The sequence below is a fragment of the Leptotrichia sp. SK-5 genome, assembly GCF_055387215.1.
In genome coordinates this window covers 822,896-846,890 of record NZ_AP028931.1, presented here as the reverse complement: position 1 = coordinate 846,890, position 23,995 = coordinate 822,896, and the positions used below count along the sequence as shown (strand labels likewise).

24 protein-coding genes, 1 tRNA gene and 1 pseudogene are annotated in these 23,995 nt (G+C 30.7%); 14 read left to right on the top strand and 12 right to left on the bottom strand.

Features of this window, described 5'->3' with window-relative positions; translation table 11 throughout:
* Positions 1 to 26: 26 nt before the first annotated feature.
* The 3 genes and pseudogenes from ACZ5B9_RS04250 to ACZ5B9_RS04240 all read left to right on the top strand — a co-directional run.
* Positions 27 to 312, top strand: a pseudogene (locus ACZ5B9_RS04250) (helix-turn-helix domain-containing protein); the annotation flags it as partial.
* 321 nt (positions 313 to 633) lie between these two features.
* Positions 634 to 1,254 (top strand): CAP domain-containing protein, encoded by a 621-nt coding sequence (locus ACZ5B9_RS04245; protein WP_464423490.1) that lies wholly within the window; start codon positions 634 to 636, stop codon positions 1,252 to 1,254.
* 193 nt (positions 1,255 to 1,447) lie between these two features.
* Complete coding sequence (locus ACZ5B9_RS04240) at positions 1,448 to 1,825, top strand: TM2 domain-containing protein (protein WP_464423489.1); 378 nt, start codon at positions 1,448 to 1,450, stop codon at positions 1,823 to 1,825.
* A 396-nt stretch (positions 1,826 to 2,221) separates the two neighbouring features.
* Here ACZ5B9_RS04240 and alr read toward each other — a convergent pair whose 3' ends face one another.
* The 6 genes from alr to recA form a co-directional block, all read right to left on the bottom strand.
* Positions 2,222 to 3,394: an alanine racemase gene (gene alr / locus ACZ5B9_RS04235; protein ID WP_464423488.1), complete on the bottom strand. Its 1,173-nt coding sequence runs from the start codon at positions 3,392 to 3,394 to the stop codon at positions 2,222 to 2,224.
* Positions 3,395 to 3,423: 29 nt separating this feature from the next.
* On the bottom strand, positions 3,424 to 3,945 hold the full coding sequence (locus ACZ5B9_RS04230; RefSeq protein ID WP_464423487.1) for a hypothetical protein: 522 nt from the start codon (positions 3,943 to 3,945) through the stop codon (positions 3,424 to 3,426).
* A gap of 111 nt (positions 3,946 to 4,056) precedes the next feature.
* Positions 4,057 to 4,650, bottom strand: coding sequence for an XTP/dITP diphosphatase (locus ACZ5B9_RS04225; RefSeq protein ID WP_464423486.1), 594 nt, complete (start codon positions 4,648 to 4,650; stop codon positions 4,057 to 4,059).
* A 48-nt stretch (positions 4,651 to 4,698) separates the two neighbouring features.
* Positions 4,699 to 5,445, bottom strand: coding sequence for a lysophospholipid acyltransferase family protein (locus ACZ5B9_RS04220; protein WP_464423485.1), 747 nt, complete (start codon positions 5,443 to 5,445; stop codon positions 4,699 to 4,701).
* A 24-nt stretch (positions 5,446 to 5,469) separates the two neighbouring features.
* On the bottom strand, positions 5,470 to 6,075 hold the full coding sequence (locus tag ACZ5B9_RS04215; protein ID WP_314291569.1) for a regulatory protein RecX: 606 nt from the start codon (positions 6,073 to 6,075) through the stop codon (positions 5,470 to 5,472).
* Positions 6,065 to 7,228 carry a recombinase RecA gene (gene recA / locus ACZ5B9_RS04210; RefSeq protein ID WP_464423484.1) on the bottom strand — a complete coding sequence of 388 codons (1,164 nt, stop codon included), beginning with the start codon at positions 7,226 to 7,228 and terminating at the stop codon, positions 6,065 to 6,067. Before recA ends, ACZ5B9_RS04215 begins: the two co-directional genes overlap by 11 nt.
* A gap of 275 nt (positions 7,229 to 7,503) precedes the next feature.
* On the opposite strand from recA, the gene ACZ5B9_RS04205 reads away from it, so the two are divergent.
* The 11 genes from ACZ5B9_RS04205 (at position 7,504) to ACZ5B9_RS04155 (ending at position 17,228) form a co-directional block, all read left to right on the top strand.
* Positions 7,504 to 9,969, top strand: a complete 2,466-nt coding sequence (locus tag ACZ5B9_RS04205) for a glycogen/starch/alpha-glucan phosphorylase (protein ID WP_464423483.1) — start codon at positions 7,504 to 7,506, stop codon at positions 9,967 to 9,969.
* Between the two features lie 237 nt (positions 9,970 to 10,206).
* Positions 10,207 to 11,382 (top strand): chorismate mutase, encoded by a 1,176-nt coding sequence (locus ACZ5B9_RS04200; protein WP_464423482.1) that lies wholly within the window; start codon positions 10,207 to 10,209, stop codon positions 11,380 to 11,382.
* A 111-nt stretch (positions 11,383 to 11,493) separates the two neighbouring features.
* Positions 11,494 to 12,210 (top strand): pseudouridine synthase, encoded by a 717-nt coding sequence (locus ACZ5B9_RS04195; protein WP_464423481.1) that lies wholly within the window; start codon positions 11,494 to 11,496, stop codon positions 12,208 to 12,210.
* 21 nt (positions 12,211 to 12,231) lie between these two features.
* Positions 12,232 to 13,047, top strand: coding sequence for a shikimate dehydrogenase (gene aroE / locus ACZ5B9_RS04190; RefSeq protein ID WP_464423480.1), 816 nt, complete (start codon positions 12,232 to 12,234; stop codon positions 13,045 to 13,047).
* A 35-nt stretch (positions 13,048 to 13,082) separates the two neighbouring features.
* Entirely contained in the window at positions 13,083 to 13,898 is an 816-nt protein-coding gene (locus ACZ5B9_RS04185; RefSeq protein ID WP_464423479.1) for a hypothetical protein, read from the top strand.
* A gap of 38 nt (positions 13,899 to 13,936) precedes the next feature.
* Positions 13,937 to 14,806 (top strand): hypothetical protein, encoded by an 870-nt coding sequence (locus tag ACZ5B9_RS04180; protein ID WP_464423478.1) that lies wholly within the window; start codon positions 13,937 to 13,939, stop codon positions 14,804 to 14,806.
* 23 nt (positions 14,807 to 14,829) lie between these two features.
* A complete protein-coding gene (locus tag ACZ5B9_RS04175) occupies positions 14,830 to 15,018 on the top strand; it encodes a DUF4250 domain-containing protein (protein WP_464423477.1) in 189 nt (62 codons plus the stop codon).
* Positions 15,019 to 15,058: 40 nt separating this feature from the next.
* The gene (locus tag ACZ5B9_RS04170) at positions 15,059 to 15,553 is read left to right on the top strand and encodes a shikimate kinase (protein ID WP_021770205.1); all 495 of its coding nucleotides are present in this window, start codon (positions 15,059 to 15,061) and stop codon (positions 15,551 to 15,553) included.
* Positions 15,554 to 15,581: 28 nt separating this feature from the next.
* On the top strand, positions 15,582 to 16,022 hold the full coding sequence (gene aroQ / locus ACZ5B9_RS04165) for a type II 3-dehydroquinate dehydratase (RefSeq protein WP_464423476.1): 441 nt from the start codon (positions 15,582 to 15,584) through the stop codon (positions 16,020 to 16,022).
* A 42-nt stretch (positions 16,023 to 16,064) separates the two neighbouring features.
* The gene (locus ACZ5B9_RS04160; RefSeq protein ID WP_314291551.1) at positions 16,065 to 16,499 is read left to right on the top strand and encodes a HutP family protein; all 435 of its coding nucleotides are present in this window, start codon (positions 16,065 to 16,067) and stop codon (positions 16,497 to 16,499) included.
* Between the two features lie 51 nt (positions 16,500 to 16,550).
* Complete coding sequence (locus ACZ5B9_RS04155) at positions 16,551 to 17,228, top strand: dTMP kinase (protein ID WP_464423475.1); 678 nt, start codon at positions 16,551 to 16,553, stop codon at positions 17,226 to 17,228.
* A 196-nt stretch (positions 17,229 to 17,424) separates the two neighbouring features.
* Here ACZ5B9_RS04155 and ACZ5B9_RS04150 read toward each other — a convergent pair whose 3' ends face one another.
* The 6 genes from ACZ5B9_RS04150 to ACZ5B9_RS04125 form a co-directional block, all read right to left on the bottom strand.
* Positions 17,425 to 19,206 carry an oligopeptide ABC transporter substrate-binding protein gene (locus ACZ5B9_RS04150; RefSeq protein ID WP_464423474.1) on the bottom strand — a complete coding sequence of 594 codons (1,782 nt, stop codon included), beginning with the start codon at positions 19,204 to 19,206 and terminating at the stop codon, positions 17,425 to 17,427.
* A 19-nt stretch (positions 19,207 to 19,225) separates the two neighbouring features.
* On the bottom strand, positions 19,226 to 20,158 hold the full coding sequence (locus ACZ5B9_RS04145; RefSeq protein ID WP_464423473.1) for an ABC transporter permease: 933 nt from the start codon (positions 20,156 to 20,158) through the stop codon (positions 19,226 to 19,228).
* An 11-nt stretch (positions 20,159 to 20,169) separates the two neighbouring features.
* Entirely contained in the window at positions 20,170 to 21,132 is a 963-nt protein-coding gene (gene opp4B / locus ACZ5B9_RS04140) for an oligopeptide ABC transporter permease (protein ID WP_372583056.1), read from the bottom strand.
* Positions 21,133 to 21,135: 3 nt separating this feature from the next.
* Positions 21,136 to 22,098 carry an ATP-binding cassette domain-containing protein gene (locus tag ACZ5B9_RS04135; RefSeq protein ID WP_464423472.1) on the bottom strand — a complete coding sequence of 321 codons (963 nt, stop codon included), beginning with the start codon at positions 22,096 to 22,098 and terminating at the stop codon, positions 21,136 to 21,138.
* A gap of 601 nt (positions 22,099 to 22,699) precedes the next feature.
* Positions 22,700 to 23,692: an ABC transporter ATP-binding protein gene (locus ACZ5B9_RS04130; protein WP_464423471.1), complete on the bottom strand. Its 993-nt coding sequence runs from the start codon at positions 23,690 to 23,692 to the stop codon at positions 22,700 to 22,702.
* Between the two features lie 188 nt (positions 23,693 to 23,880).
* A tRNA-Leu gene (locus ACZ5B9_RS04125) sits at positions 23,881 to 23,965 on the bottom strand.
* Positions 23,966 to 23,995: the final 30 nt, after the last annotated feature.

Genomic DNA, 23,995 nt, shown 5'->3' with positions numbered 1-23,995 from the left:
AACCACATTAAGGAGAAACCTTTCATATGAGTAGTATATCAGAAATATACCGTGTTCGTCAACGGGCAATTGAGTATGCAATAAAACATAATAATAATTCAAAGGCAGCAGTGAAGTATAAGAACATCACGTCAGCAGATAAAACGTTGGAGAGACAGATACGACGGCACAGTCCAGTCTCTCCTGCCAAAAAGCAGAAGACCTAAAAGCCACCCAAACCAGCACACGCAAGAAGAAATAGAACTGGTTATGAAAAAATACAGGAAATTTGGCTATGAAGGGCTGGCAGAAGTTTATGTCAAAGCAAGGAAGAGCTGTTAAGGTCAATAAGGAAATACAATACAAGATACAACAACATATCAAGAAAAGTACTAGGCTTTAAGAGTCCAAATGAAGTATTAAAAGAGTACAATAAAAATCAGTAGGTTAAAGATACATTAGGAAAGAAATATTTTTTTAATATATTTTTGTAACAAATGTTTGACATCTATACATTTTTTACTAATTTTTACAAAAAATAAAAGTTTTATTTAGTGTTTGTTTATGCTATAATACAACTAAATATACCTATTCAGAAACTGTTATTATAAAACAAAGAGCTTACCTCTTGTGAAAAAAGAAAGGAAGAGAACAATGCGTAAAATAAAATATCAAATTTTAATAATTGGAATTTTAAGTTTGATTTCAATTAATGCAAATGCAGGATGGGCGAAACGTAGAGACAAAATTTTAAAAGGCTTTAAAAATTGGATAAATTCTAACGATCAACGGCATAGTAACAATAATAGATACAAAAATGATAATAGCCCAAACAAGACAAATACTAATAATTCTGTATCAAATACAAATACTTACACAAATAATAGTCTAAATTTTGAAATGGAAGTCGTAAGACTTATTAATATAGAAAGAACTAAAAGAGGAATTCATCCACTTTCTATATCTAATAAACTTTTTGCAGCAGCAGCTATTAGAGCTAGTGAACTTGCACAAAAATTCAGCCATACAAGACCCAATGGGAGCAGTTATCTTACAGCAGTACAAAATGTTGGATATCCATCATCTTATGTAGGTGAAAATATTGCTGCTGGTCAAATAAGCCCTATCGCTGTAATGGAAAGCTGGATGAATAGTCCTGGTCATAGGGCTAATATCTTAAATCCAAATTACACAGAAATTGGCGTTGGAGTTAATTATGAAGATAGTTATTATGGAATATCTTGGGTACAGCTTTTTGGAAGACCCAATTGGTAAAATTCAATTTATACCTTTATATATTCATTACTAGAGTGATGGCTTAACAACAACATTTATCTTCTGAATTTCCAATTTTCTTTTGAAATACATGTGCATAATTCCTTTACTTCTACAATATTAAAATTTTTATTGCATTCACTAAAATTATATTATATAATTAATGCATAATTTATTAAAGGAGGAATTTGTTATGAATGATATTACTAATTCGCAATCAGATAGAATTAACCCTGATTTTGTACAACAATACATTATGGCGAATTCTAAATTTTTTCCAGAAGATTCAATAAATGAACTTAAAGCAAGATTATCTAAACTTTCACAAAATCAGTTCAACGCAATTCAAGGAATTCAATTAAAAGATCCTATGATAATGCTACTTTTGTCACTTTTTCTTGGTTCTTCGGGTATTGATAGATTTCTTCTAAAAGAAATTGGATTAGGTATAATAAAATTATTAACTGCTGGTGGATGCGGTATTTGGACTATCGTTGACTGGTTTTTAGTTATGAATAGAACTAGAGAATTTAACTACAAATTAGTTTCTAACTCTTTACCTATCGTTTAATTTAATGTGTAATTTTTTTAAGATTTAAAATGTTTACATAATAAACTAATTCTATACAATTGGAAATCAATATGAAAAAGTACTTTAACTTATTATTTAATTATCATAAAAACAATCTTATTTTGTACATATCACTTGTATTTATAATTTCTATAAGATATTATTTTAAAATACCGTCACCAATTGGATTTGTTTTAAAACCATTACATATTCGTTATTGGAGTGAAGGTTTAACAACAGCATTTATACAATTGATAAAGGGTAATTTTTACCGTGCTTATAAAATAAACCCTTTGATATTTATTATTGTGATAATTATTTTTTTTCATATTTTTTTAGAGCCTATAATTTTTAAAAATTTAAAAACTAAAAAACAGTAAAAAGATTTAAATAAAATCAATCTACTGTTTTTTTTATTCCCGAAAACTTAGTCAGCACATCATCCTGTATTGTCCCCACCCACTTTGCTACTTGCCTCAATGTTATTTTTTCAGTAATTCCATTTTCAACATTTTTCTGACTTCCAACAATTACAACTTCATCATTCACTTCTACATTTTCTATGTCCGTTAAATCAGCAAAAATCATATCCATACAAATTTCTCCAATAATTTTTGCCTTTTTACCATTTATTAAAACGTACGCTTCTTCTGAATTTTCAATTTGCTTTTGAAATCCGTGTGCATAGCCTATTGATACAATGCCTATTTTAGAGTCTCTGTTTACAATGCCTTTACTCCCATAGGAAATTTTATCGTTTTTTTTCACATTTCTTATGTTTATAATTTGCGACTTTACTGTTATAACTTCTAATAATCCCACATCATAAGATAAAGGCTCCATTCCATAAAGTGCCATTCCCACACGTGCGAAATCATAATTGTATTTTTCTCCGTATTTAAAAAGCAACGGACTTGCCTGCAAATGTTTGTACTGGTATTTTACATTATTTTTGTCAAATATCTTTAAAATATTTTCATATTTTTCAACTTGCTTTTCAGTTTCAATTTGATTTTCCGCGTCTGAAATATGAGAAAAAATAGAGATTATTTCCAATTTATTATTTTTAGAATTCATTTCATATTTTTTTATTGTCTCAATTAATTCTAAAATTTCGCTTTCATTGAATCCAAGCCTGTTCATTCCGCTATTTACTTTTATATGAATTTTCAAAACTGTATTTTCAAAGGATTTATCTAAAATTTTTAAGTAATCGGATAATTGTGAAAAATTAAAAATTGTAAGTTCAACATTATTTTCTATCACATATTTTAAATTTTTAGGCTCAATATAATTAAGTGCCATTATCTTTATTTTTCTATTTTCCAAAAAATTTACTTTTTTTTCTTTTTCAAATTTTTTTAGAATTTCACGAATTTTTATCGCTTCCTGAATATATGCCACCGCAAAGTAATTACAATTACTTTCTAACAATATGGGAAAAATATTTTCAATTCCTAGTCCATAAGCATTATCTTTAATTACACAAACGATATTTTTATTTATAGAACGTATTTTTTCCAAGTTCCTTTTTAGATTTTCCCTATTTATTTCCAAATTTACTAACATTTTTTATTTTTTCTCTCCTTAACAAATTCCTAAACTGTTATTATTAATGGAGCCATTATTCCTAAAAGGATAACTAATCTCAAAAGCAGAATTTTACGATAAATTTTTTGATACTGTATTTCAGGTATTCCTTTTTCTTTTAGAAAAAATCCGATTGCTGTGATTTTATTAGAAGTGTCGCTTCTGCTGTAACGGTTTACGTATGGTTCGAATAATATTTTTTCTTCATTCACTGTCAAATGTATTCTTGGTGTTCCCACATATTTATCCATGTATCCTGTCGTATTTTTACTATCCAATTTTTTTCCATTTAATGAAACCACCCCATTTTCAAATTTTAACTTGTCAATTCTCAAAAAAATAAACAAAATCCAGACAACAATGGTGGCAACTGGCAAAAAAGCTGAAATTGTCCTTGCAACCGGAATTTTTTCCAGCAAAGTAAATGCTATTCCATAAACAATAGACAATATCGCCATTAATATCAGAATTTTATCCACTCCCTTGTGAATTAATCCATTAAGTTCAATTTTTTCATTAGTAATTTCCATAATAAACAACTCCCTTCCAGCCTTTTTTAATTTAAAAAACAATACTAAAAACTGAAATCAAAATTTATAATTTACCTAAATCTATTTTTTAGTCTGAAAAACAATTAATATTTACTTTTCTTCCAAAAGTCCTGACACAATGAGCTTTCTAAATGCTCTTGCCCGATGGCTCACACTTTTTCTTTCTTCGTCATCTGCTTCTCCAAATGATTTTCCTAGCTCATACGAATAAAAAATTGGATTATAGCCAAATCCATTGTTACCTCTTGCTTCAAACAAAATTTCTCCTTCTATTTCTCCACGAAACGAATGAATTTCTCCATTTGGGAAGGCAATGCTTACAACAGATACAAAATGTGCTTTTCTATTTTCTTTTTTTACATCCTTTAGAAGTTCCAGCATTTTTTGGTTCTTTTCGCTGTCAGTCGCATTTTCTCCTCCAAATCTTGCTGAATAAACTCCAGGTCCTCCATCTAAAGCATCTACACAAAGTCCTGAATCATCTGAAATTGTTACAATATTTGTATAATCTGCAATTTCCTTTGCCTTTTTTCGTGAATTTTCCTCAAAAGTTTCTCCATCCTCCACAACATCAGGAATATCAAGCCCATCTAAAATTGTTACAACTTCTAAATCCATCCCTTCTGTCAGTTTTTCAAAATCTTTTATTTTTCCCTTATTTTTCGTCGCTAAAAATACTTTCATTGTATCACTTTCCTTTCTTACGCAAAATAGGGGTATACTTACCCCCACCTAAAGATTTTTTTCTTCTGTATAATTATCTTTTATAATTTTGTTTACAATATTGTGAACTTCCTTTTTTTCTTCTCTTGACATAGATTTTAAATCTACTGGTTTATCCACAACAATTTTTATATTTTTATTTGGTGTTACCTTTAAACTTTTACGGCTTTGTACTTCATAAGTTCCAATAATTGTGATTGGTAAAATTCTTGCATCTGTATCTGTTGCAAGTTTGAAGCTTCCTTTTTTAAATTCACCAATTGTACCATCCTCACTTCTGCTTCCTTCAGGAAAAATCACATAAGAATGCCCTTTTTTTATTTTACTTATAGCATCTTTCATATCCTTCATTCCCTGTCTTGCATTTTTTCTATCCAAAAATATACAGTCAAATGAACGCATCCAACGTCCAATTGCAGGCCATCTTTTCATTTCCTTTTTTGCAATAAAAGAAAAATCAAGTGGCAAATATCCTAACAATGCAGGAATATCTACATTACTCTGATGATTTGAAATTAATATCACTGCTTCGTTTGTGTCTCGTATTTTTTTTATTTCTTTCTCACTGCCATTTTTGTAAATAACTTTTACTTTGCTTCCAGCTCCCCAAATTAGATTTTTTCCCCAGTTTTTGGCTACTTTGCACACGTATCTATATCTTTTTTCGCCTTTGTTGAATATTAGATACCATATATGAACAAAACTTCCATAAATAAAAGTTCCCACTAATACAAGATGGTAAAATATTGTTCTCATGTTCTTTTCCTCCCTTACTGTTTATTAGTAATTTTCCTTGTATTCTTTTAACTTTTTAAAGATTTTATCAAGAGAAAAACCTTGCCTTGCCAAATATTGTATAAGTTTCTGCTCTTCCTTCAATTTCTTTTCATCCCGACTGTTGCTTATATTAATTTTCCTACTATTTTTATCAATTAATTTTTCCAGTTTTACATCATCAATATTTTCTTCTTTTTCCTCATCCAAAGCCAAATATGCTTTTTCAACTGTACTTCTGTCAATTCCCTTTTGAAAAAGATTGTAAGAAATACGATTTTTTCCATAAGTTTTGCTTTCGATGTATGAAATCGCATAGTTTAGGTCATTCAGATACCCAAATTCCTCTAGCTTTTCTATTGCCTTTAAAACTGCATTCTTGTTCCAAAATTTTTCTTCCAGCTTTAACCGTACTTCTTTTTTTGTCCTGTCTTTTAATGAAATCAGAAAAATCCCTTTTTCAAGAGAGGCTTCATACGAAATCTCATCATAAAACCTCTCAATATTATCATTTACCTTCAAATCATATTTTTGTCTAATAAGTGGACTTATATCCATAATTTCATCGGTATCAAGATATATTTTATTTCGATAAATTCTATTAATCTTCATTATTTTCCGCTACTTCTTCATTTTCAATGTTTGTCTCATTTTCCAATATTTCTTCTATTTCCTCAGATTTTCCAGCTTTTTTCCCCTTGGATGATTTCTTTTCAGTAGTTCCTCCATTTGCAACAATCGCCTCAAGCACTTGACTTTCCAGTCTTCCATACAATTCTGTATTTTCTTTTAGCATATTTTCTACATTAACACGACCTTGTCCAAGTCTTTCGTCTCCATAACTGAACCAAGCTCCACTTTTTGATGCAATTCCTAAATTTATTGCCGCATCCAGAACTTCTCCAATTCTTGAAATTCCAGTTCCATACATAACACTGAATTTAGCTTCTTTAAATGGAGGCGCAACTTTATTTTTTGTGACTTTGACTACAACTTCGCTTCCAATAACGTCGTCTCCCTGCTTAACAGAACCTACTCTTTTTACTTCCAGCCTCACAGTTGAAAAGAATTTTAAAGCACGTCCTCCTGAAGTCGTTGTCTGTACTCCCGGAACAAATGAAAATCCACCAATTTTTTCTCTTATTTGATTAATAAAAATCATAACTGTATCAGATTTTGAGATACTTCCTGTCAATTTTCTAAGTGCTTTTGACATAAGCCTTGCCTGAAGTCCCATTTGCTGATCGCCCATTTCTCCTTCGATTTCAGCTTTTGGAACAAGCGCCGCAACTGAATCGACAACAATTACATCCATTGCTCCGCTTCTTACAAGCATATCTGAAATTTCAAGTGCCTGCTCCCCTGTATCAGGCTGTGAAATTAAAAGTTCGTCAATATTTACTCCAAGCGCCTTTGCATAAACTGGATCTAAAGCATGTTCCGCATCGATAAATGCTACAGTTCCTCCAGCTTTCTGAGCTTCCGCAATAATATGAAGTGCAAGTGTTGTTTTTCCAGATGACTCTGCTCCATAAATTTCAACAATTCTTCCTCTTGGTACTCCGCCAATTCCAAGTGCTATATCCAAATTCAAACTTCCTGTAGAAATAGCCCTAATATTCATTTTTTGATTTTCACCAAGTTTCATTACAGCACCGTCGCCATAGTCCTTCTGAATTTGTTTCAGTGCCAGGTCAAGCATTTTCTCCTTTTCGCTTAGCCCCTTATCGTCTTTTTCTTTTTCTTCAGCTTTTTTTCTAGCCATTATACCCTCTCCTTATTTATTATTATATTCCAAACATTATTATATCATAATTTGATTTCTTTTTATATATTTTATTTTATATCTTTCAGAATTTATTGAAAAAAGCTTTAATTTTTACGAATTTTTATTTTATTTTAAATTTGCTGCATTTTATTAGACAATCTATCATATAAAATTAAGATAATGGATAAATGATATTAATTTTAACAAAAAGTATTGAAATAATGCTAAAAAAGTGGTAAAGTGAAGTGAAAATAAAATATTTAGGAGGAAATATGAAAATTGATAAAGCTGAATTAAAGAACAGTATTCTTAGGGAACTGAGAAGGCAATATGGAAAAACTCTTGAAGAAGCTCATGAATTTGAGTTATATAATGCAATTTCAAAAGTAGCTTTGGATTACGCAATGGAAAAATGGTACAATACTAAAAAAACTTATGCTAAAAAACAGGTAAAACAAACGTACTATTTTTCAGCAGAATTCCTAATGGGAAGATTTTTGGGGAATAATCTGATTAATTTACAAATTAATGACGTTATAAAAGAAACATTGAATGAATTAGGCGTAGATATTAACAAAATTGAAGATCGTGAGATGGATGCAGGACTTGGAAACGGAGGGCTTGGAAGACTTGCTGCATGTTTTCTTGATTCGCTTGCAACATTGGCATTGCCGGGACATGGATATGGACTTAGGTACAAATATGGAATGTTTGAGCAAAAAATTGAAAATGGGTTCCAAATGGAATACCCAGATGACTGGACAAAATACGGAGATCCTTGGTCAATAAAAAGAATGGACAGAGTATTTGAAGTGAAATTTGGCGGACAAATTGAAGTTCATCGTGATGAATTTGGGAAAGAATACTTTAAACGTGTAAATACCGAAACAGTTCATGCTGTACCTTATGATGTGCCAGTTATCGGTTATGGAAACGATACTGTAGATACGTTGAGATTGTGGGAAGCAAGATCGCCTGAAGGATTTGACTTAAAATTATTCAATGATCAAACTTATTTACAGGCTTCTGCAAAAGCAGTTCAAGCTGAAGATATTTCAAGAGTATTGTATCCAAATGATACTGAAAAAGATGGAAAACAATTAAGATTAAAACAGCAGTTCTTCTTTACATCAGCTTCATTACAGGACATTATCAGAAGATATAAATCTGTATTTGGAAACGATTTTTCTAAATTTGCAGACAAAGTTGCAATTCAGTTAAATGACACTCACCCAGTAGTTGCAATTCCTGAATTGATGAGAATTTTCCTGGATAAGGAAAAATTAGGATGGGATGAAGCTTGGAACATTTGTAAAAATGTATTTGCTTACACAAACCATACAATTTTGTCAGAAGCATTGGAAAAATGGGATATTTCACTATTCCAGCCATTATTGCCAAGAGCTTACCAAATTATTGAAGAAATTAACAGAAGATTTATCGCAGAATTGCAGCAAAAATATCCAGGAGATTGGGAAAGAATCAACAAAATGTCAATCATTGGAAATGGACAAGTTAGAATGGCATGGCTTGCAATCGTAGGATCGCATAAAGTAAATGGAGTTGCGGCACTGCATACAGAAATTCTTAAAAACAGTGAATTAAAAGAATGGAATGAATTATATCCTGAAAAATTCCTAAACAAAACAAATGGAATTACTCAAAGAAGATGGCTATTAAAAGCAAATCCTGAGTTAGCAGCGTTAATTACTGAGTTAATTGGAGACAAGTGGGTTACAGATTTATATGAACTTAAAAAATTAGAACAATACTTGGACGATGACAATGTTTTAAGCAGAATTGCTGAAATTAAACTGCACAATAAGGAAAAATTGGCTAAATATATAAAAGATACTACAGGAATTGAAGTAAATCCTCATTCTATCTTTGATATTCAAGTTAAGAGGTTGCATGAGTACAAAAGACAGCTGTTAAATGTACTTCATATTATGGACTTGTACAACAGATTAAAAGAAAATCCATATTTGGATGTTGAGCCAAGAACATTTATCTTTGGAGCAAAATCAGCTGCTGGATATAGACGTGCAAAAGGAATTATCAAATTAATCAATGCCGTTGCAGAAAAAGTAAATAACGACAGCGACATTAACGGAAAAATCAAAGTTGTATTCCTTGAAAACTATAGAGTTTCACTTGCAGAGAAAATATTCCCATCAGCAGATGTATCAGAACAAATTTCTACAGCAAGTAAAGAAGCATCTGGAACTGGTAATATGAAATTTATGCTAAACGGTGCATTAACTATCGGAACAATGGACGGAGCAAATGTGGAAATTGTTGAAGAAGTTGGACTTGACAATGCATTTATCTTTGGACTTTTAGCACAGGAAGTGGAAAATTATCAAGCACATGGAGGGTATAATCCATTTGACGAATATAACAGCGTAGAAGGCCTTAAAAAAGTTGTGGATCAGCTAGGTGACGGAACTTATGACGATAACCATACAGGAATCTTCAGAGAATTACAAAATTCATTATTATACGGAGTAGATGGTTCTCGTCCGGATGTATATTTCCTATTAAAAGATTTCGCATCATATAGAGAAGCACAAGATAGGCTTCAAAATGCCTTCAAAGATAAAAGAGAATGGACTAGAAAAGCTCTTAAAAATATTGCAAATGCAGGTAAATTCAGTTCAGACAGAACAATTGCCGAATATGCAAAAGAAATTTGGAATATTGAGTCAGTTGAAGTTCATGACTATATAGAAGATTAATCTAAAAAATAAAATATGATTTAATAAAAAAGGAGTTATTTTTAATTAATTTTAGAAATGCCCCTTTTTTTATTTTCCTTGATTTTTCGAGTTTATTCTAGTATAATTTATACTAAGCAGAAGATTATTTATTGTAATCAATAAATAATTTAATTTCTAATATACTCTAAAGAAAAATTAAAAAAGCTGTGTTATAATAAAAATAAATTATTCTTATAGAAGAAAAAGGTATGATGAATGGATATAAATAAAAATTTGGATTTAGGAGAAATTCGAGAAAGAATAGACAAACTGGATAGACAGCTTGTAGAATTACTTGAGGAAAGGCTGTATATTGTACAGGAAGTGGCACAATTTAAAAAAAATACTGGAAAGAAAATTTTTGATGAGGAACGGGAAAAGGAAGTTATTAAAAAGAATCTCAAAAGAGTTAAAAATAAGGAGCTGAACCATTATATCGAACTTATCTTAAAGGATATTATGAATTCCAGCAAAGAGTACCAAAAGTTTAAAATTGGGATTTCTACTAAATATGTGAATGACTTGGAATTGGAAAATAAAAAACTGGGATATACCGGAGTACCAGGTTCTTATGCTTACGAAGTGCTTATGAACTTGCTCAAAAATAACAAAAATTCAAATTTTTCCAATATTGAAGAAAATAAAAATATCTTTCATTTTAATTCACACAAGGATTTAGTAGAAGCCGTGCATACTAATCAAATTGATCTTGCAATATTGCCGATAGAAAATTCTATCGTTGGAGAAGTGCGGGACAGCATTGACTTGATAAATACAAAAAATATCCACATAATCGGAGAAGTCAGACATAAGATTTCACACAACTTGCTTGGTGTAAAAGGAAGCAAAATCGAAGATATAAAGAATGTTTATTCTCACGAACAGGCTTTTATGCAATGTTCAGAATTTTTATCAAAGCAAGAGTGGCATCTTAATCGAATGACAAATACTGCAATTAGCGGAAAATATATTGAGTCAAAAAACCAAAAGGAAAACGCCTGTATTGCAAATATGAAAACAAAAGAAATGTACGATTTAGAACTATTGAAACAAAATATCAATAACGAAGAGGAAAATTATACAAGATTTTTTGTGATTTCAAATGAGAGCATTGTAATTGACGAAAGTGATAAAATTAGCATTGTAACGAGTGCAAAGAATGAATCAGGGGCCTTGATAGAGTTACTGCAGATATTTTATAAATATGGGCTGAATATGGTAAATCTAAAATCACGTCCGAGGGTAAATAAACCTTGGGAATATTATTTTTATATTGATTTTGAAGGTAATATGGCTGATGAAAAGGTAAAAATGGCACTCGAGGAAATGAGAGAAAAATCAAATTACTTACAAATTTTGGGGAATTACAAATTATATAATTTGAAAATATAAAAAAACGTGATAAATTAAGATTAAAAGCAAAAGTTGTATTATTTGTTTCAAAATATGTGTTTATTTACATTTTTAGGTACAAGATTAATTTTGAAGGAGTCTGAATGCAAAATGAGATTGGATAAATTTTTGGCAAATTCAGGAATTGGAACAAGGAAAGAAGTCAAGGAAATACTGAAAAATAAGAAAATAAGTGTTAATGATGCTTTTGTAAAAGATGGAAAAATTCAGATTGATGAAGAAAAAGATATTGTAAAATATGAAGATAACATTATTCATTACAAGCCATTTGTCTACATTATGATGAATAAACCCGCTGGAGTGATTTCCGCAACGGAGGACAATCATCACAAAACTGTTATTGACTTGTTAAACGATGAGTACAGAACTTACGATATTTTTCCAGTCGGACGGCTTGATATTGATACGGAAGGTCTGCTCTTACTTACAAATGATGGAATTTTGTCGCATAATTTACTTTCTCCAAAAAAACATGTAGATAAAAAATATTATGTAAAAATTGCCAATCCTCTTACTGAAGAGGACATAAAAACGCTTGAAAATGGAATAAAATTAGAAGAAAATTTTATAACCAAAAACGCAAAAGTCGAAATAATTTGTAATAATAGTGAAAACAATGAATATTTGGCATATATAACAATTTCTGAAGGGAAGTTTCATCAGGTAAAGAGAATGTTTAAAGCTGTTAATAATGAAGTTCTTTATTTGAAACGGATGAAAATGGGAAATCTTTTGCTAGATGAAAATTTAAAATTGGGGGAATATCGGGAATTAACAGCAGAAGAATTGGATAGTTTGAAAGTTTAATTATGTGGAAAAGAGGAAAATATGGAAAAATATGGATTATTAGGGGAAAAATTGGGACATAGTTATTCAAAAGAAATTCATGAAATCTTTTTTGAGCTGACTGGAAAAAAAGCTAGCTATAAAATGATTGAAAGGGAGATTGATGAAATTGAAGAATTACTGGAAAGTGTGAGAAATGGGGAATTTAATGGGATTAATGTTACAATTCCGTATAAACTGGAAGTTATTAAATATTTGGATGAAGTATCAGAAACGGCTAAGAAAATTGGTGCAGTAAACACGATAACATTAAGGGATGGAAAATTGATTGGAGATAACTCTGATTACTTTGGATTTTTGAAAACGCTAGAATTAAATGACATTGATGTGAATGCTAAAAAAGTGCTTATTTTAGGAACTGGGGGAGCTTCAAAGGCTATTTACAATGCATTGATTGATAAGGGAGCAGAAAATATTTATCTTGCTACAATTATTGAAAATGACCCATTTAAGACTAGAACACAAGATAGATTAATTCATTATTCAACAATTTCATCATTACGGGATATTGAATTAATTGTAAACTGTACTCCGGTCGGAATGTACCCAGCGGTTGACAATTGCCCGCTCGAAGGGAAAAATTTGATTAATGCGAATGCAGTTGTGGATATTGTTTACAATCCCGAAGAAACGGTTCTTATGGCAAAATACAAGTTAAGAGGCGTAAAAGTGGCTAATGGACTTACAATGCTTATTTCACAGGCAATAAAGTCTGAAGAAATTTGGCATAATGAAGAATATGGGTCAGAAATTTTAAAAGAAATTCATAAAAGATTGGCAGAAAAATTATATAAATAAAAATAAAAAAAGAGTTGAGAAGAAAGGAAAATTTGATGTTTAAAAAAATAATATTGGGAATATTAGTTCTTGCAAGTATTAGTTTTGCAGGAACAAATAAGGAAATTATTGATGCAGGAAATGAAAGACAGAAAGTGATTTTTGATAAAAATTTTAATTCCTCCAAAGATAAGACGGCTGTTGCAAATTCAACTTATACAGAAGTAATGACAAATTTATATAATGAAAACCGTGCATATTTTGACAAGGAGTTTGCAAGACTTTCGGGAAATCGACGTTCTAACTTTAGAACAATGTATGCATATTATAGCGATTATGTTTTGGAATATCGAAAATTTTTACAAAATGCATTTGGAGCCTTTTTGGCTGATACAGGAGAATTTCAGTCGTATGCCTACACTAATAATTACTTACTTTTGGAAACATTTAACTTAAATATGAATACTTATCTTGAAGCTGAAAAAGATCCAAAAACTGTAGATGAGAATATAAATGCAATTTATGATTATTTATACAGTGCAGGGGATAAAATTGATAAAGAAGAGTACAAAAAAATGGCATCTAGTAAAATGCAGACAATTGTAGATGAAGAATACGACAAACTGGAAAGACTACTGGAGGTAAGAGGAACTGAAGGAAAAGAAATGAAAAAGGCTGCAGCTGCTTCAAAATCAAGTCTAAAAAAACTTAGAAAACTATATAATAACTATGACAAATGGTTTGATGATTATATTAACACTTCTTCATTGTCGTATGGCAATAAGGAAAAATTGAAAAAAATAGTAAAATTTGAAAATATATCAAATATTAAATTTATAATTCAATCAATTGAGAAAAAAGAAGAAAAATAAATTAATAAATAAAAAGTTAAAAATCGGAAGGAGCCAAAATGAGTGAAAAAAACTTTAACAACAATCAAGATGTTAAAAATGTAAATGAGGAAAAAGATGAGAAAGTTTATACTTTAGAAAATCCAATAGAGGAAGAAAAGAAAATCTTGAAGGATCGAAAATACATAAACTTAGCTGATAAAACTAAACATCTTGACTTATCTGTTTATAATGAACTTGACGATTTTGCTGCGGAAGTGTTAAATTCAGATAACTTTTTGAAATATGTAGAGGCTAGAAGAGAATATTTATTTGAACCTGAAGAAACTGTAAAAAAATATTTTGGTGAAGAATTTCTAAGTGACGAAAACAGTGAAAATAAAATTGCAACTTTTTCAGACTTTTATTACCAATATTTAATAAAATATTCTGACAGCTATTTTTACAAATTTATGACAAAAGGCTATACTGAAGGATTTAGAAACTTACTTATAAAAAAAGGCATAAATCCTGATGATTTAAATATAAATTGGGAAAGTATCCGTTCAAAAGAGCTCGAGTATGATGAATCTCTTGTTGATATTTTGTACTCAATTGTAAATTATGAGCTAGAACACCGTGGACATATCATCTTTGGAATAAATATGGGTTATGAGTCAACATTGTATTTCATCGTTCCTGAAAAAGCATTTTTCAGAATAGACAATGAACCACAATTATTCACAATTTTTGATATTGGATTTTTGGAAACAATTTATAATGAAGTTTACGAAGTTGTTGGAAATCTCGGTACAGAAAATATAAGAATTGGAGATTTTTTGGAAAAACGTGGAAATGAATATTATACTTTATTTTCAGATACAAGTAAAAATGTTATAATTGAAAATATTGATGAAAATGACGAATCGAAAGTAAAAATAATTTTGTAAAATTATAAAAATTAGGAGAAAAAATGATAAATTTTGAGACACAAGATATAATGCTGCTTTATAGCCTTATAAATATGAAATTACGAGATGAATTTTTAGATTTGGATGATTTGATAAATTATTACGGCGTTGATAAAGATTGGCTTCTAAACAAATTTAGTGAAGCTGGTTATAAGTATGTAGAAAGCGAAAATCAGTTTAAAAGAATGTAATTTTGAAAACAAAAAAACATAAAGAAAAGGTAAACAGTTTATGAAAAATATTGTATTAATTGGAATGCCTGCCTGTGGAAAAAGTACGATTGGATATTGGCTATCCAAAAAAATTGGTTATCCACTTTTGGATACAGATAAATATTTGGAAGAAAAGGAAAATCGTATTATTTCAGACATTTTCTCAAATGAGGGGGAAGAATATTTTCGAAATCTTGAAACTAAATATTTGAAGGAATTATCGGAAAAAGAAGGTCTTATAATTTCAACAGGCGGTGGAGCCGTTAAAAAGAAAGAAAATATTGATATTTTGAAAAAAAATGGAATTGTAATATTTCTAAATAGAGAAATTAATGATATTTCTAAAGAAAACCATAAACATCGTCCTCTTTTACAAGATATTAATAATATTCAGAAATTATACGATGAAAGAATAGACTTGTATAAAAAATATTCGGATATTATTATAAAAAATAATGATGATATGAGTATAATTGTTGATAGAATAATTACTGCTTTAAAAGGAAAACTTTAAAATAAAAAATAAGGATGGCAAATAAAAAATGAAAAAAATAATGATTATAAATGGTCCTAACTTAAACTTTTTGGGAATTAGAGAAAAGGATATTTATGGAAATGATGATTATGAAAGTATTTGCAGCTATATAAAAGATAAATTTTCTGATAAAAAAGTAAGAATAGATATTTTGCAATCAAATTCTGAAGGAAAAATTATTGATTTTTTACAGTCGGCATATTTCAGAAACTTTGATGGCATTGTAATAAATCCTGGAGCTTATACTCATTACAGCTATGCAATTTTTGATGCAATAAAATCAATTTTCATTCCAACTGTAGAGGTACATTTAAGTAATATTCACGAAAGAGAAGCTTTTAGAAAAACTTCAGTTACAGCACCTGCTTGTATTGCCCAGATTTATGGTAAAGGTAAGGAAGGATATGTAGAAGCTGTGGAATTGTTAATAAATGAAAAAACTAAATGATTAATTTAAATAAAAAAATATATCTTTAAGGAGATTCCAAAAATGGAAGAAAATAATAAAAGTGTAGAAATATGCAGAACAGCTTTAAAAATGGCTATTTCTTCACGTGATGAAGAAAAAAAATTAATGCAAGACTACAAAAAAATTGGGATAAAAACTGCTGCTGTAAATGTTGGTGGTGCTATGCCACAGTCTCGTTTTAAATTTATTGAAAGTGCATTAATAGCAGCAAAACGAAATAATCTGATTCAGGATGTGCATGCTCACGATGGTGCAGTAATTGGTGCAATGCGAGAGGCAATGAGTCAAATTGAAGCGATTATAAATGGGCTTAGTGTTGGTGGGAAAATTGGGCTGGCAAGAGAAGGGGAACATTTGGCTGTAGCAATATTTTTGAGTGTGGGAATATTACAGTTTAATGAAGTTATAACTTCTGTTGCTCATCGTTCTGTTTCAATACTAGACAATGAAAAATAAAATTTATAAAATAAAAATACAGTTAAACATAAATAAACAAGGAAATTAAAAATGGGAAAATTAATAATTATTGAAGGTACAGATGGAAGTGGAAAACAAACACAAACAGAATTACTATGCAAGAAGTTAAAAGAAATAAAAGGTGAAAATAATGTAAAAAAAATATCCTTTCCAAATTATGAAAGCAGGTCCTCTGAACCAGTAAAAATGTATCTTGCAGGTGAATTTGGAAAAACAGCTGAAAGTGTGAATGCTTACGCGGCTTCCGTGCTTTATTCAGTTGATAGATTCGCTTCGTTTAAGACAGAATGGGAAGAATTTTACAATAATGGTGGAATTGTAATTAGTGATAGATACACTATTTCAAATATGATTCATCAAATTCCGAAAATTCTAGAAAAATCTGAACGTGAAAAATATTTGGATTGGTTAATAGATTTGGAATGGAGTAAAATTCAAATACCAAAACCAGATATTGTATTTTTTCTAGACATTCCTTTTGAATTTAGTCAAAAACTTATGAAAGATAGAGAAAATAAAATAACTGGTGAAAAAGAGAAAGATATTCATGAAAAGGACAAAAATTATTTGAAAAATGCATATAAAGTTGCTAAAGATTTATCAGAAAAATACAGCTGGAATGTGATTTCATGTGTTAATAAAGACAATTTGAGAACAATAGAAGATATAAATGATGAAATGTTGAAAATAGTATTGAAAAATATATAATCTTGATTTTATTTACACATTGTTTTAACCTATCTCTAAACCACAATAAAACCATCTCAAAATCAAACCAAATTTTAAATTTTTATATTATATTTTCAAGTAAGGGCACAGTTATTATCATGCCCTTACATTTTTTATTATTTATTTTATTTTTATTTATAAAAGAAAATAAAGTTATATAAAATCCTGTAAAAAACTATCTCATTGGAGTAATAGCCGTTAATTCCCACTTATGAATGCCCTCATCTTTTTTTGATGAATCATATCCAATATAAACATTTTTTAATCTTTTATTTACTGGATAAAGTTTATATCTGTACATTAACGGAACTTCCGCCGCTTGCCCAATGTAGTATTTTTGCCAGTTTTTGTAGGCTTCCACTTTATAATTTGGAACTGTTAATGATTTTTCTCCTAATATTTCACCTATTAGCCTGTCATTTTCTTCTGATGCAAAACGAGAAAAGTTAAGCTGGGATTTTCTTCCTGCTGATCCAGTTGGATCTAGACTTGTTCCAACTCCCCAAGCTCCAAAGAATACATCTATGTCTTTAGAATCTCCTTGTACTTTTTCATAAAAATTCTGGAAAGCGAGCAATCTTCCTGATGTAAGAACTGCTTTTATCCCTATTTTTTTCCAGCTTTGAATGTAGTTTTGAGCAAGTGGTTCTGCTACATCCCCTCCTGCCATAAATGCCATCTTTATTTCAAAGGGCTTTCCATGTTTATCTTCACGGATTCCATCTCCATTTACATCCTTATATCCCGCTTCATCCAGCAGCTGTTTTGCTTTTTCAGGATTATAAGGATAACCTTGCAAGTCCTTTGGAAAATATTTCTTGAAAACAGGAGGGATTGCTGAAGTTGCTTCCTGCCTTAACCCAAAATAAAACGCATGTGCTATTTCCTCAACATTTATCGCATGCACAAGAGCTTGACGTAATCTTAAATCCGACATCTTGGCATTCGGATCTGTCACATTTTCTCCTTTTGATTTATCATAATGCCCCAATTTAAAGGCCAAATACGAATAATACAAATCCTGTTGTCCTAATGTTTCTATATTTTTAAAATCTTTATAATTATTGTAAAGAGAATCAGGCATGCTAATTACAAAATCATATTTCCCAGCTTTTAATGCCGCCACTATAGATTGTGAATTTACTACTTGCACTATTGCCTTTTCAATTTTCGGCTTTCCTTTGTAATAATAAGGATTTGCTGTAAATTCTAGACTTTCTCCACGTGAAACTTTTGTTAAATTATATGGTCCTAATGTTACTGGTTTCATTCTAATTTTATCCGATGAAATCAATTCTTTTATTGGAATACCTTTTAAATAGTGCTTCGGTAATGCATTTCCAACCAGTCCGTTTGCAACTGTATAAATGCTTTGTCCTAGTTGTAAAAAAGAAATTTCCACTGTTTTATCATCTATTTTTTTTATACCTGAAATATTTGGGGCTTTCCCATCGTGATATTCCTTCATTCCAACAATCTTTTGACTTTCTTCAGTATACCGCACCCCTGTATAATCTTTATGTCCTACAATTTCATAGGGGAAAATAATGTCATCAGCAGTCAGAGGCTGTCCATCAGACCACTTCACACCATCTTTTATTTTTATTGTAGCTTTTTTATTTTTTGCATCAACTGTAAGAGTAGTCGCTCCTGTATCTGTTATTTCAAAATTTTCATCCACTTCAAATATACCCGAGCTTAAAAACATTGAGATAATCTCACCATCGTAACCATCAGAATAAAATGTTTCATTAAAAACTCCAACCAACGGATCATCCTTTACTAACGCCACTTGTAAAGTCCCACCTTCTATCGCAGGCTCATTGTTTGATATTTTTTCTGGAAATAGTGATAAATTTAGTTTTGCACCTGGCATTTCACTTCTCTTTTTACCAGGATTACACGAAACTGCGAATATCAATACAAGAAACGTAATTATTAATTTCCATTTTTTCATACTGTTCTCCTTTTTTATTTTATCCTCTTCTCTGTTTTGCGTCAGCTGCCCTGTTTAAAGCCTGTCCGATATAATTAATACATAGCATCATAATTAAAATTAATATTGACGCTGGAAGCCATATCCATAATTTTGTTGACAATACTTCCGGATCTGCCGCATAACCAACCAAAGTCCCAAGGCTCGGAGTAGAAAGAGGTAATCCAAAGCCAAGAAAACTAAGCCCTGTTTCAATTCCAATATTTCCAGCAAAACCTAATGTCAATTCTACAATTATAATTGAACTCAAGTTAGGCAGTATTTCCCTGAAAATTATCGTAAAATCCTTTGTCCCCATAGTTTTTGAAGCCAAAATATAATCTTTTTGACTTTCTGCAAGTGCCTTGCTTCTAATCAGCCTTGCTGCTCCAACCCAGTAAAACGCACTCATTATCAGCACAAAAGTTGCTATAGTATACTTTGGAACAATGGTTACAAACACAATAATTATCATAAGTGTAGGCAAAATTGTAATAAAGTCGATAACCCTCATAATTACATTATCCACCCATTTTCCATAATATCCTGCAATCAGTCCAAAAAATATTCCAATTCCTGATGTCAGAATTGTTATTGTAAAACCAATAATAATCGAGTTTCTGGCACCTAGTATCAGCTGACCCAGTATTGAACGCCCTCCAGAATCAGAACCTAGCCAAAATCCCTCTTTCATAGGAATGGCATATTTATCCAGAAGGCTTATTTTCATAATTTCCTCCTGATTTGCAAAAAGCGATCCAATAAAAATTATTCCAAAAAGAATTACAAGAATAATAAGTGAAGCAAGTGCCAATTTATCTTTTAAAATCTCTCTTACAATAACACTAATTCCAGTCGGCTTGCTGCTTTTCTTAATTTCATCAAAATTTTCTGCTTTTTCATTATTTTCCTTTAAAATTTTATTATTAGACATTTTTTCACCACCTACTCTATTCTAATTCTAGGATCAACAATGCTAAGAATAATATCTGAAAGCAAACTTCCAAGCAATGTTAAAAATCCAAACAGCAGTATTAATGCTGTGACAACGCTGTAATCCCGTGTTATAATTGAATTTACAAATAGTCCTCCCATTCCAGGATAACTGAATATTTTTTCAATAAAAATCGAACCTCCCAGAAGCCCTGTTATCGAATATCCAAAAAACGCTGCAATCGGTAAAATTGAATTTCTGAAAATATGTCTTGAATAAACTTTATTTTCAGGTACTCCTTTACTTTTCGCCGTTTTTACATAATCCAGATTCTTGGCATCAATTACTTCATTTCTCAAATACTGCACAATCCAAGTTGTTCCCAGCAACGCATACGTAATTGCAGGCAATATGATGTGATAAATCCTGTCCAAAATATGCCCCAAAGTACCAGTACTAAGTCCAGCTGTCACCGATCCAGTTGTCGGAAACCATCCAAGCGTATATCCAAAAAACCAAATCATTATAAGCGAAAGCACAAAAGTCGGAATCGCATAGCTCACATAATTATAAAATGTGACAAATTTATCAAGAAATGAGTTCTGATAACGTCCAGCAAGCATTCCAAGCGGTATTGCAATACAATATGTCAAAATAAGGCTAAGCAGCGACAAAATAAACGTATTTACTGCACGTTCCCCAATCAGCGTCTTTACAGGAACATTATAAGTGTAGCTCATTCCCAAATTTCCAGAAACGGCATTTTTTAACCATCTTACATACTGAATATGCCAAGGATCCAGCAATCCTGCCTTTCTTCGTAATTCTTCAAGTGCCGCAGGATCAGTCTGTGGTGTAATCAGCCCAGTAAACGGATCTCCCGGCATAAGTTTTGCCAGAACAAAGATTAATAGACTAAGTATAAATAATTGCGGTATCATAACCAGAATTCTTCGTAAAACTGTTTTCCACATTGATTATTTTCCCCCTTTTCCGTTATTTTGCATTATTTCATCTTTAATAGCGACAAAATGGGTATCTGTTAATTTTTTTAAATCAAAGACACGCCCATTTTCATCATAATATTTTTTTTCATTTTTCAAATATTCCTTTTCAATTTCTATCCTTCTTTTTTTATTCTCCAGCCTTTTTTCAGGATGTACTTCTGGAATTGCAGCAATTAGGCGTTTTGTGTAAAAATGTTCAGGATTTTTATAAATATCATTTTTTGTCCCAGTTTCCACAAATCTTCCACGATACATTATAAACATATAATCACACATATGCTTTACAACTCCCAGATCGTGGGAAATAAAAAGATAACTTAGCCCAAACTGCTCCTGAATATCCTTCATATAATTCAAAACTTGTGCCTGAACCGATAAATCAAGTGCCGATACAGGCTCATCCGCAATAATCAACTTAGGCTTAGTCGCAACAGCCCGTGCAATTCCCAGCCTCTGCCTCTGTCCGCCAGAAAATTCATGTGGATATTTGTAAATATCTTCCCTATTCATTCCTACAATTTCCAGCAATTCTGATACTTTCCTCTTTTCCTCATCTAAAGTCAAATTCTCAAAATTTCTCAAAGGCTCAGAAATCAAGTCAATCACTCTTTTCTTAGGGTTTAAGCTAGACAACGAATCTTGAAAAATCATCTGCACATTCCTATTATACTCACTTCTTCTATTCCGAAACTTACCATCAATTTCCTTACCTTCATAAATAATCTTACCACTTTTTATCTTCTCCAGCCCAATTATCGCTTTCCCAATCGTAGACTTTCCAGACCCCGACTCTCCCACAAGTCCATAAGTCTTCCCTTCTTCAATAGTCAAACTAACACCATCCACAGCATACACATGGTCAATTACCTTATTGAAAAAGCCCCCACGAATAGGATAATGAACCTTCAAGTCTTTCACTTCAATAAAACTCATATTTTTATTTATTCCCTTCTTTAATATTATTTAATAACTTAAATTTTAAAATATTTAATTTATTTTAATTAATAATTTTTTTCTTTTATATCTTTAGTTTTTTTAACGCAGAGGTATCAAACGCCATGCCCTCTTTCGCAATAACAGTTATTTTAACATCTTTAACTGACTGTTGCTTAGAGATACTGGCGAAACGTTCTACGAACTCCCCCGCTTTACGCAAAACTTTCTTATAAAAAAAAATAAAACTCGATTTTGAATTAAGATTATTTCAACATTTATAACTGTATATAATTTAAAATTTAATCCAAAATCTCAAACAGTTATTTTTTCTTTAACGAAATTTTGCTTGTTTTTTATTTTAGTTAAATTAATTGCAATAATTAAACTAAAAATTCTTAGACGAGTCGGGATTAGTGCTTAGTACTTTAGCCTATATCTTAAAATATTATAATTTGAAGAAATTATAATAACTAGTATTGCGAAATAAAAGGAAATGGCAAATAATCCCTTTACTTATAAAAAAAGAAAATACAGAAAAAATATTTATTAACAAAAAATTTATTATATTAAAACTTTAAAAACAAGTTAACTCTATGATTTATTTTTCAAAATGAAAATTTTTCCAGCAAGTACATCTTACAAAATGCTCTTTTTCCACTTCATGCAATGTCGGATTTTTTTCGTGTTCACTTTCCTTTATCCACGGAATTCTTTGAGAAAAACGGCAACCTGTTCTCTCTAATTTAGTTAGTGACGGAACAATTCCTTGAATTACGTGTAATTTTTCAGTTTCTGTGTCAAGTTGCGGGATTGAATTTAGCAGAGATCTCGTGTAGGGATGTTTTGGATTATTGAACAAATCATTTACGTTTGCAATTTCTACAATTTCTCCAGCATACATCACTGCCACTCTATCCGCCATTTCAGCAACAACACCTAAATCATGTGTAATCAGTATAATCCCAGCGTTTATTTCACTTTGCAAAGTTTTTAATAAATCCAGTATTTGTGCCTGTATTGTAACATCTAATGCTGTTGTCGGCTCATCGGCTATAATAATTTCAGGCTTGCAGGAAAGTGCTATTGCAATCATTACTCTTTGACGCATTCCTCCTGATAATTCGTGCGGAAATTGCCTTGCTACACGTTTTGGATTTTTTATTCCTACATTCTGTAGTAATTCCAGCATTCTAGCTTCTCTTTCGGTTTTGGACAATTTTGTATGATAAATCATTCCTTCCTCAATTTGTTCCCCTATTCTCATCAGTGGATTTAAAGCCGATAGAGGATCTTGAAATATCATGCCAATTTTATTTCCTCTAATTTTATTGTATTCTTCTTCATCAATTTCTACCAAATTTTTCCCTTCAAAATTGATTTCCCCTGTCAATTTTGTGTTAATCGGATTATGCAGTCCAATAATAGAAGTTGCAAGCGTACTTTTTCCACATCCTGATTCCCCTACTATCGCAAGTATCTCATTTCTTCTAAGTTCCAGCGAAATATTATCCACAGCTGGAAAATATTCATCTTTTATCCGAAAACTTGTAACAAGATTATTAATTTTTATTAATGTTTCAGTTTGTTCCATATTTTTCTCCTTATGTAAAATTTTAATTAAAAAATTTATGTTTTTATAATATTGATAATATTGTAACACAGATTTAAACATTTTACCTTATAATTTCCAAAAAAGTCACATAATAATTTTTACAATCATAAAAAAAATAAAACCACAGCTAACTCTAATAACTGTGATTTTTTTAATATATTTATTAGTGGTGCGAGTGACGGGAGTCGAACCCGTACGGCTACTGCCACTACCCTCTGAAAATAGCATGTCTACCAATTCCATCACACTCGCAGTATTTCTATTTTATAATTAACTTAATAA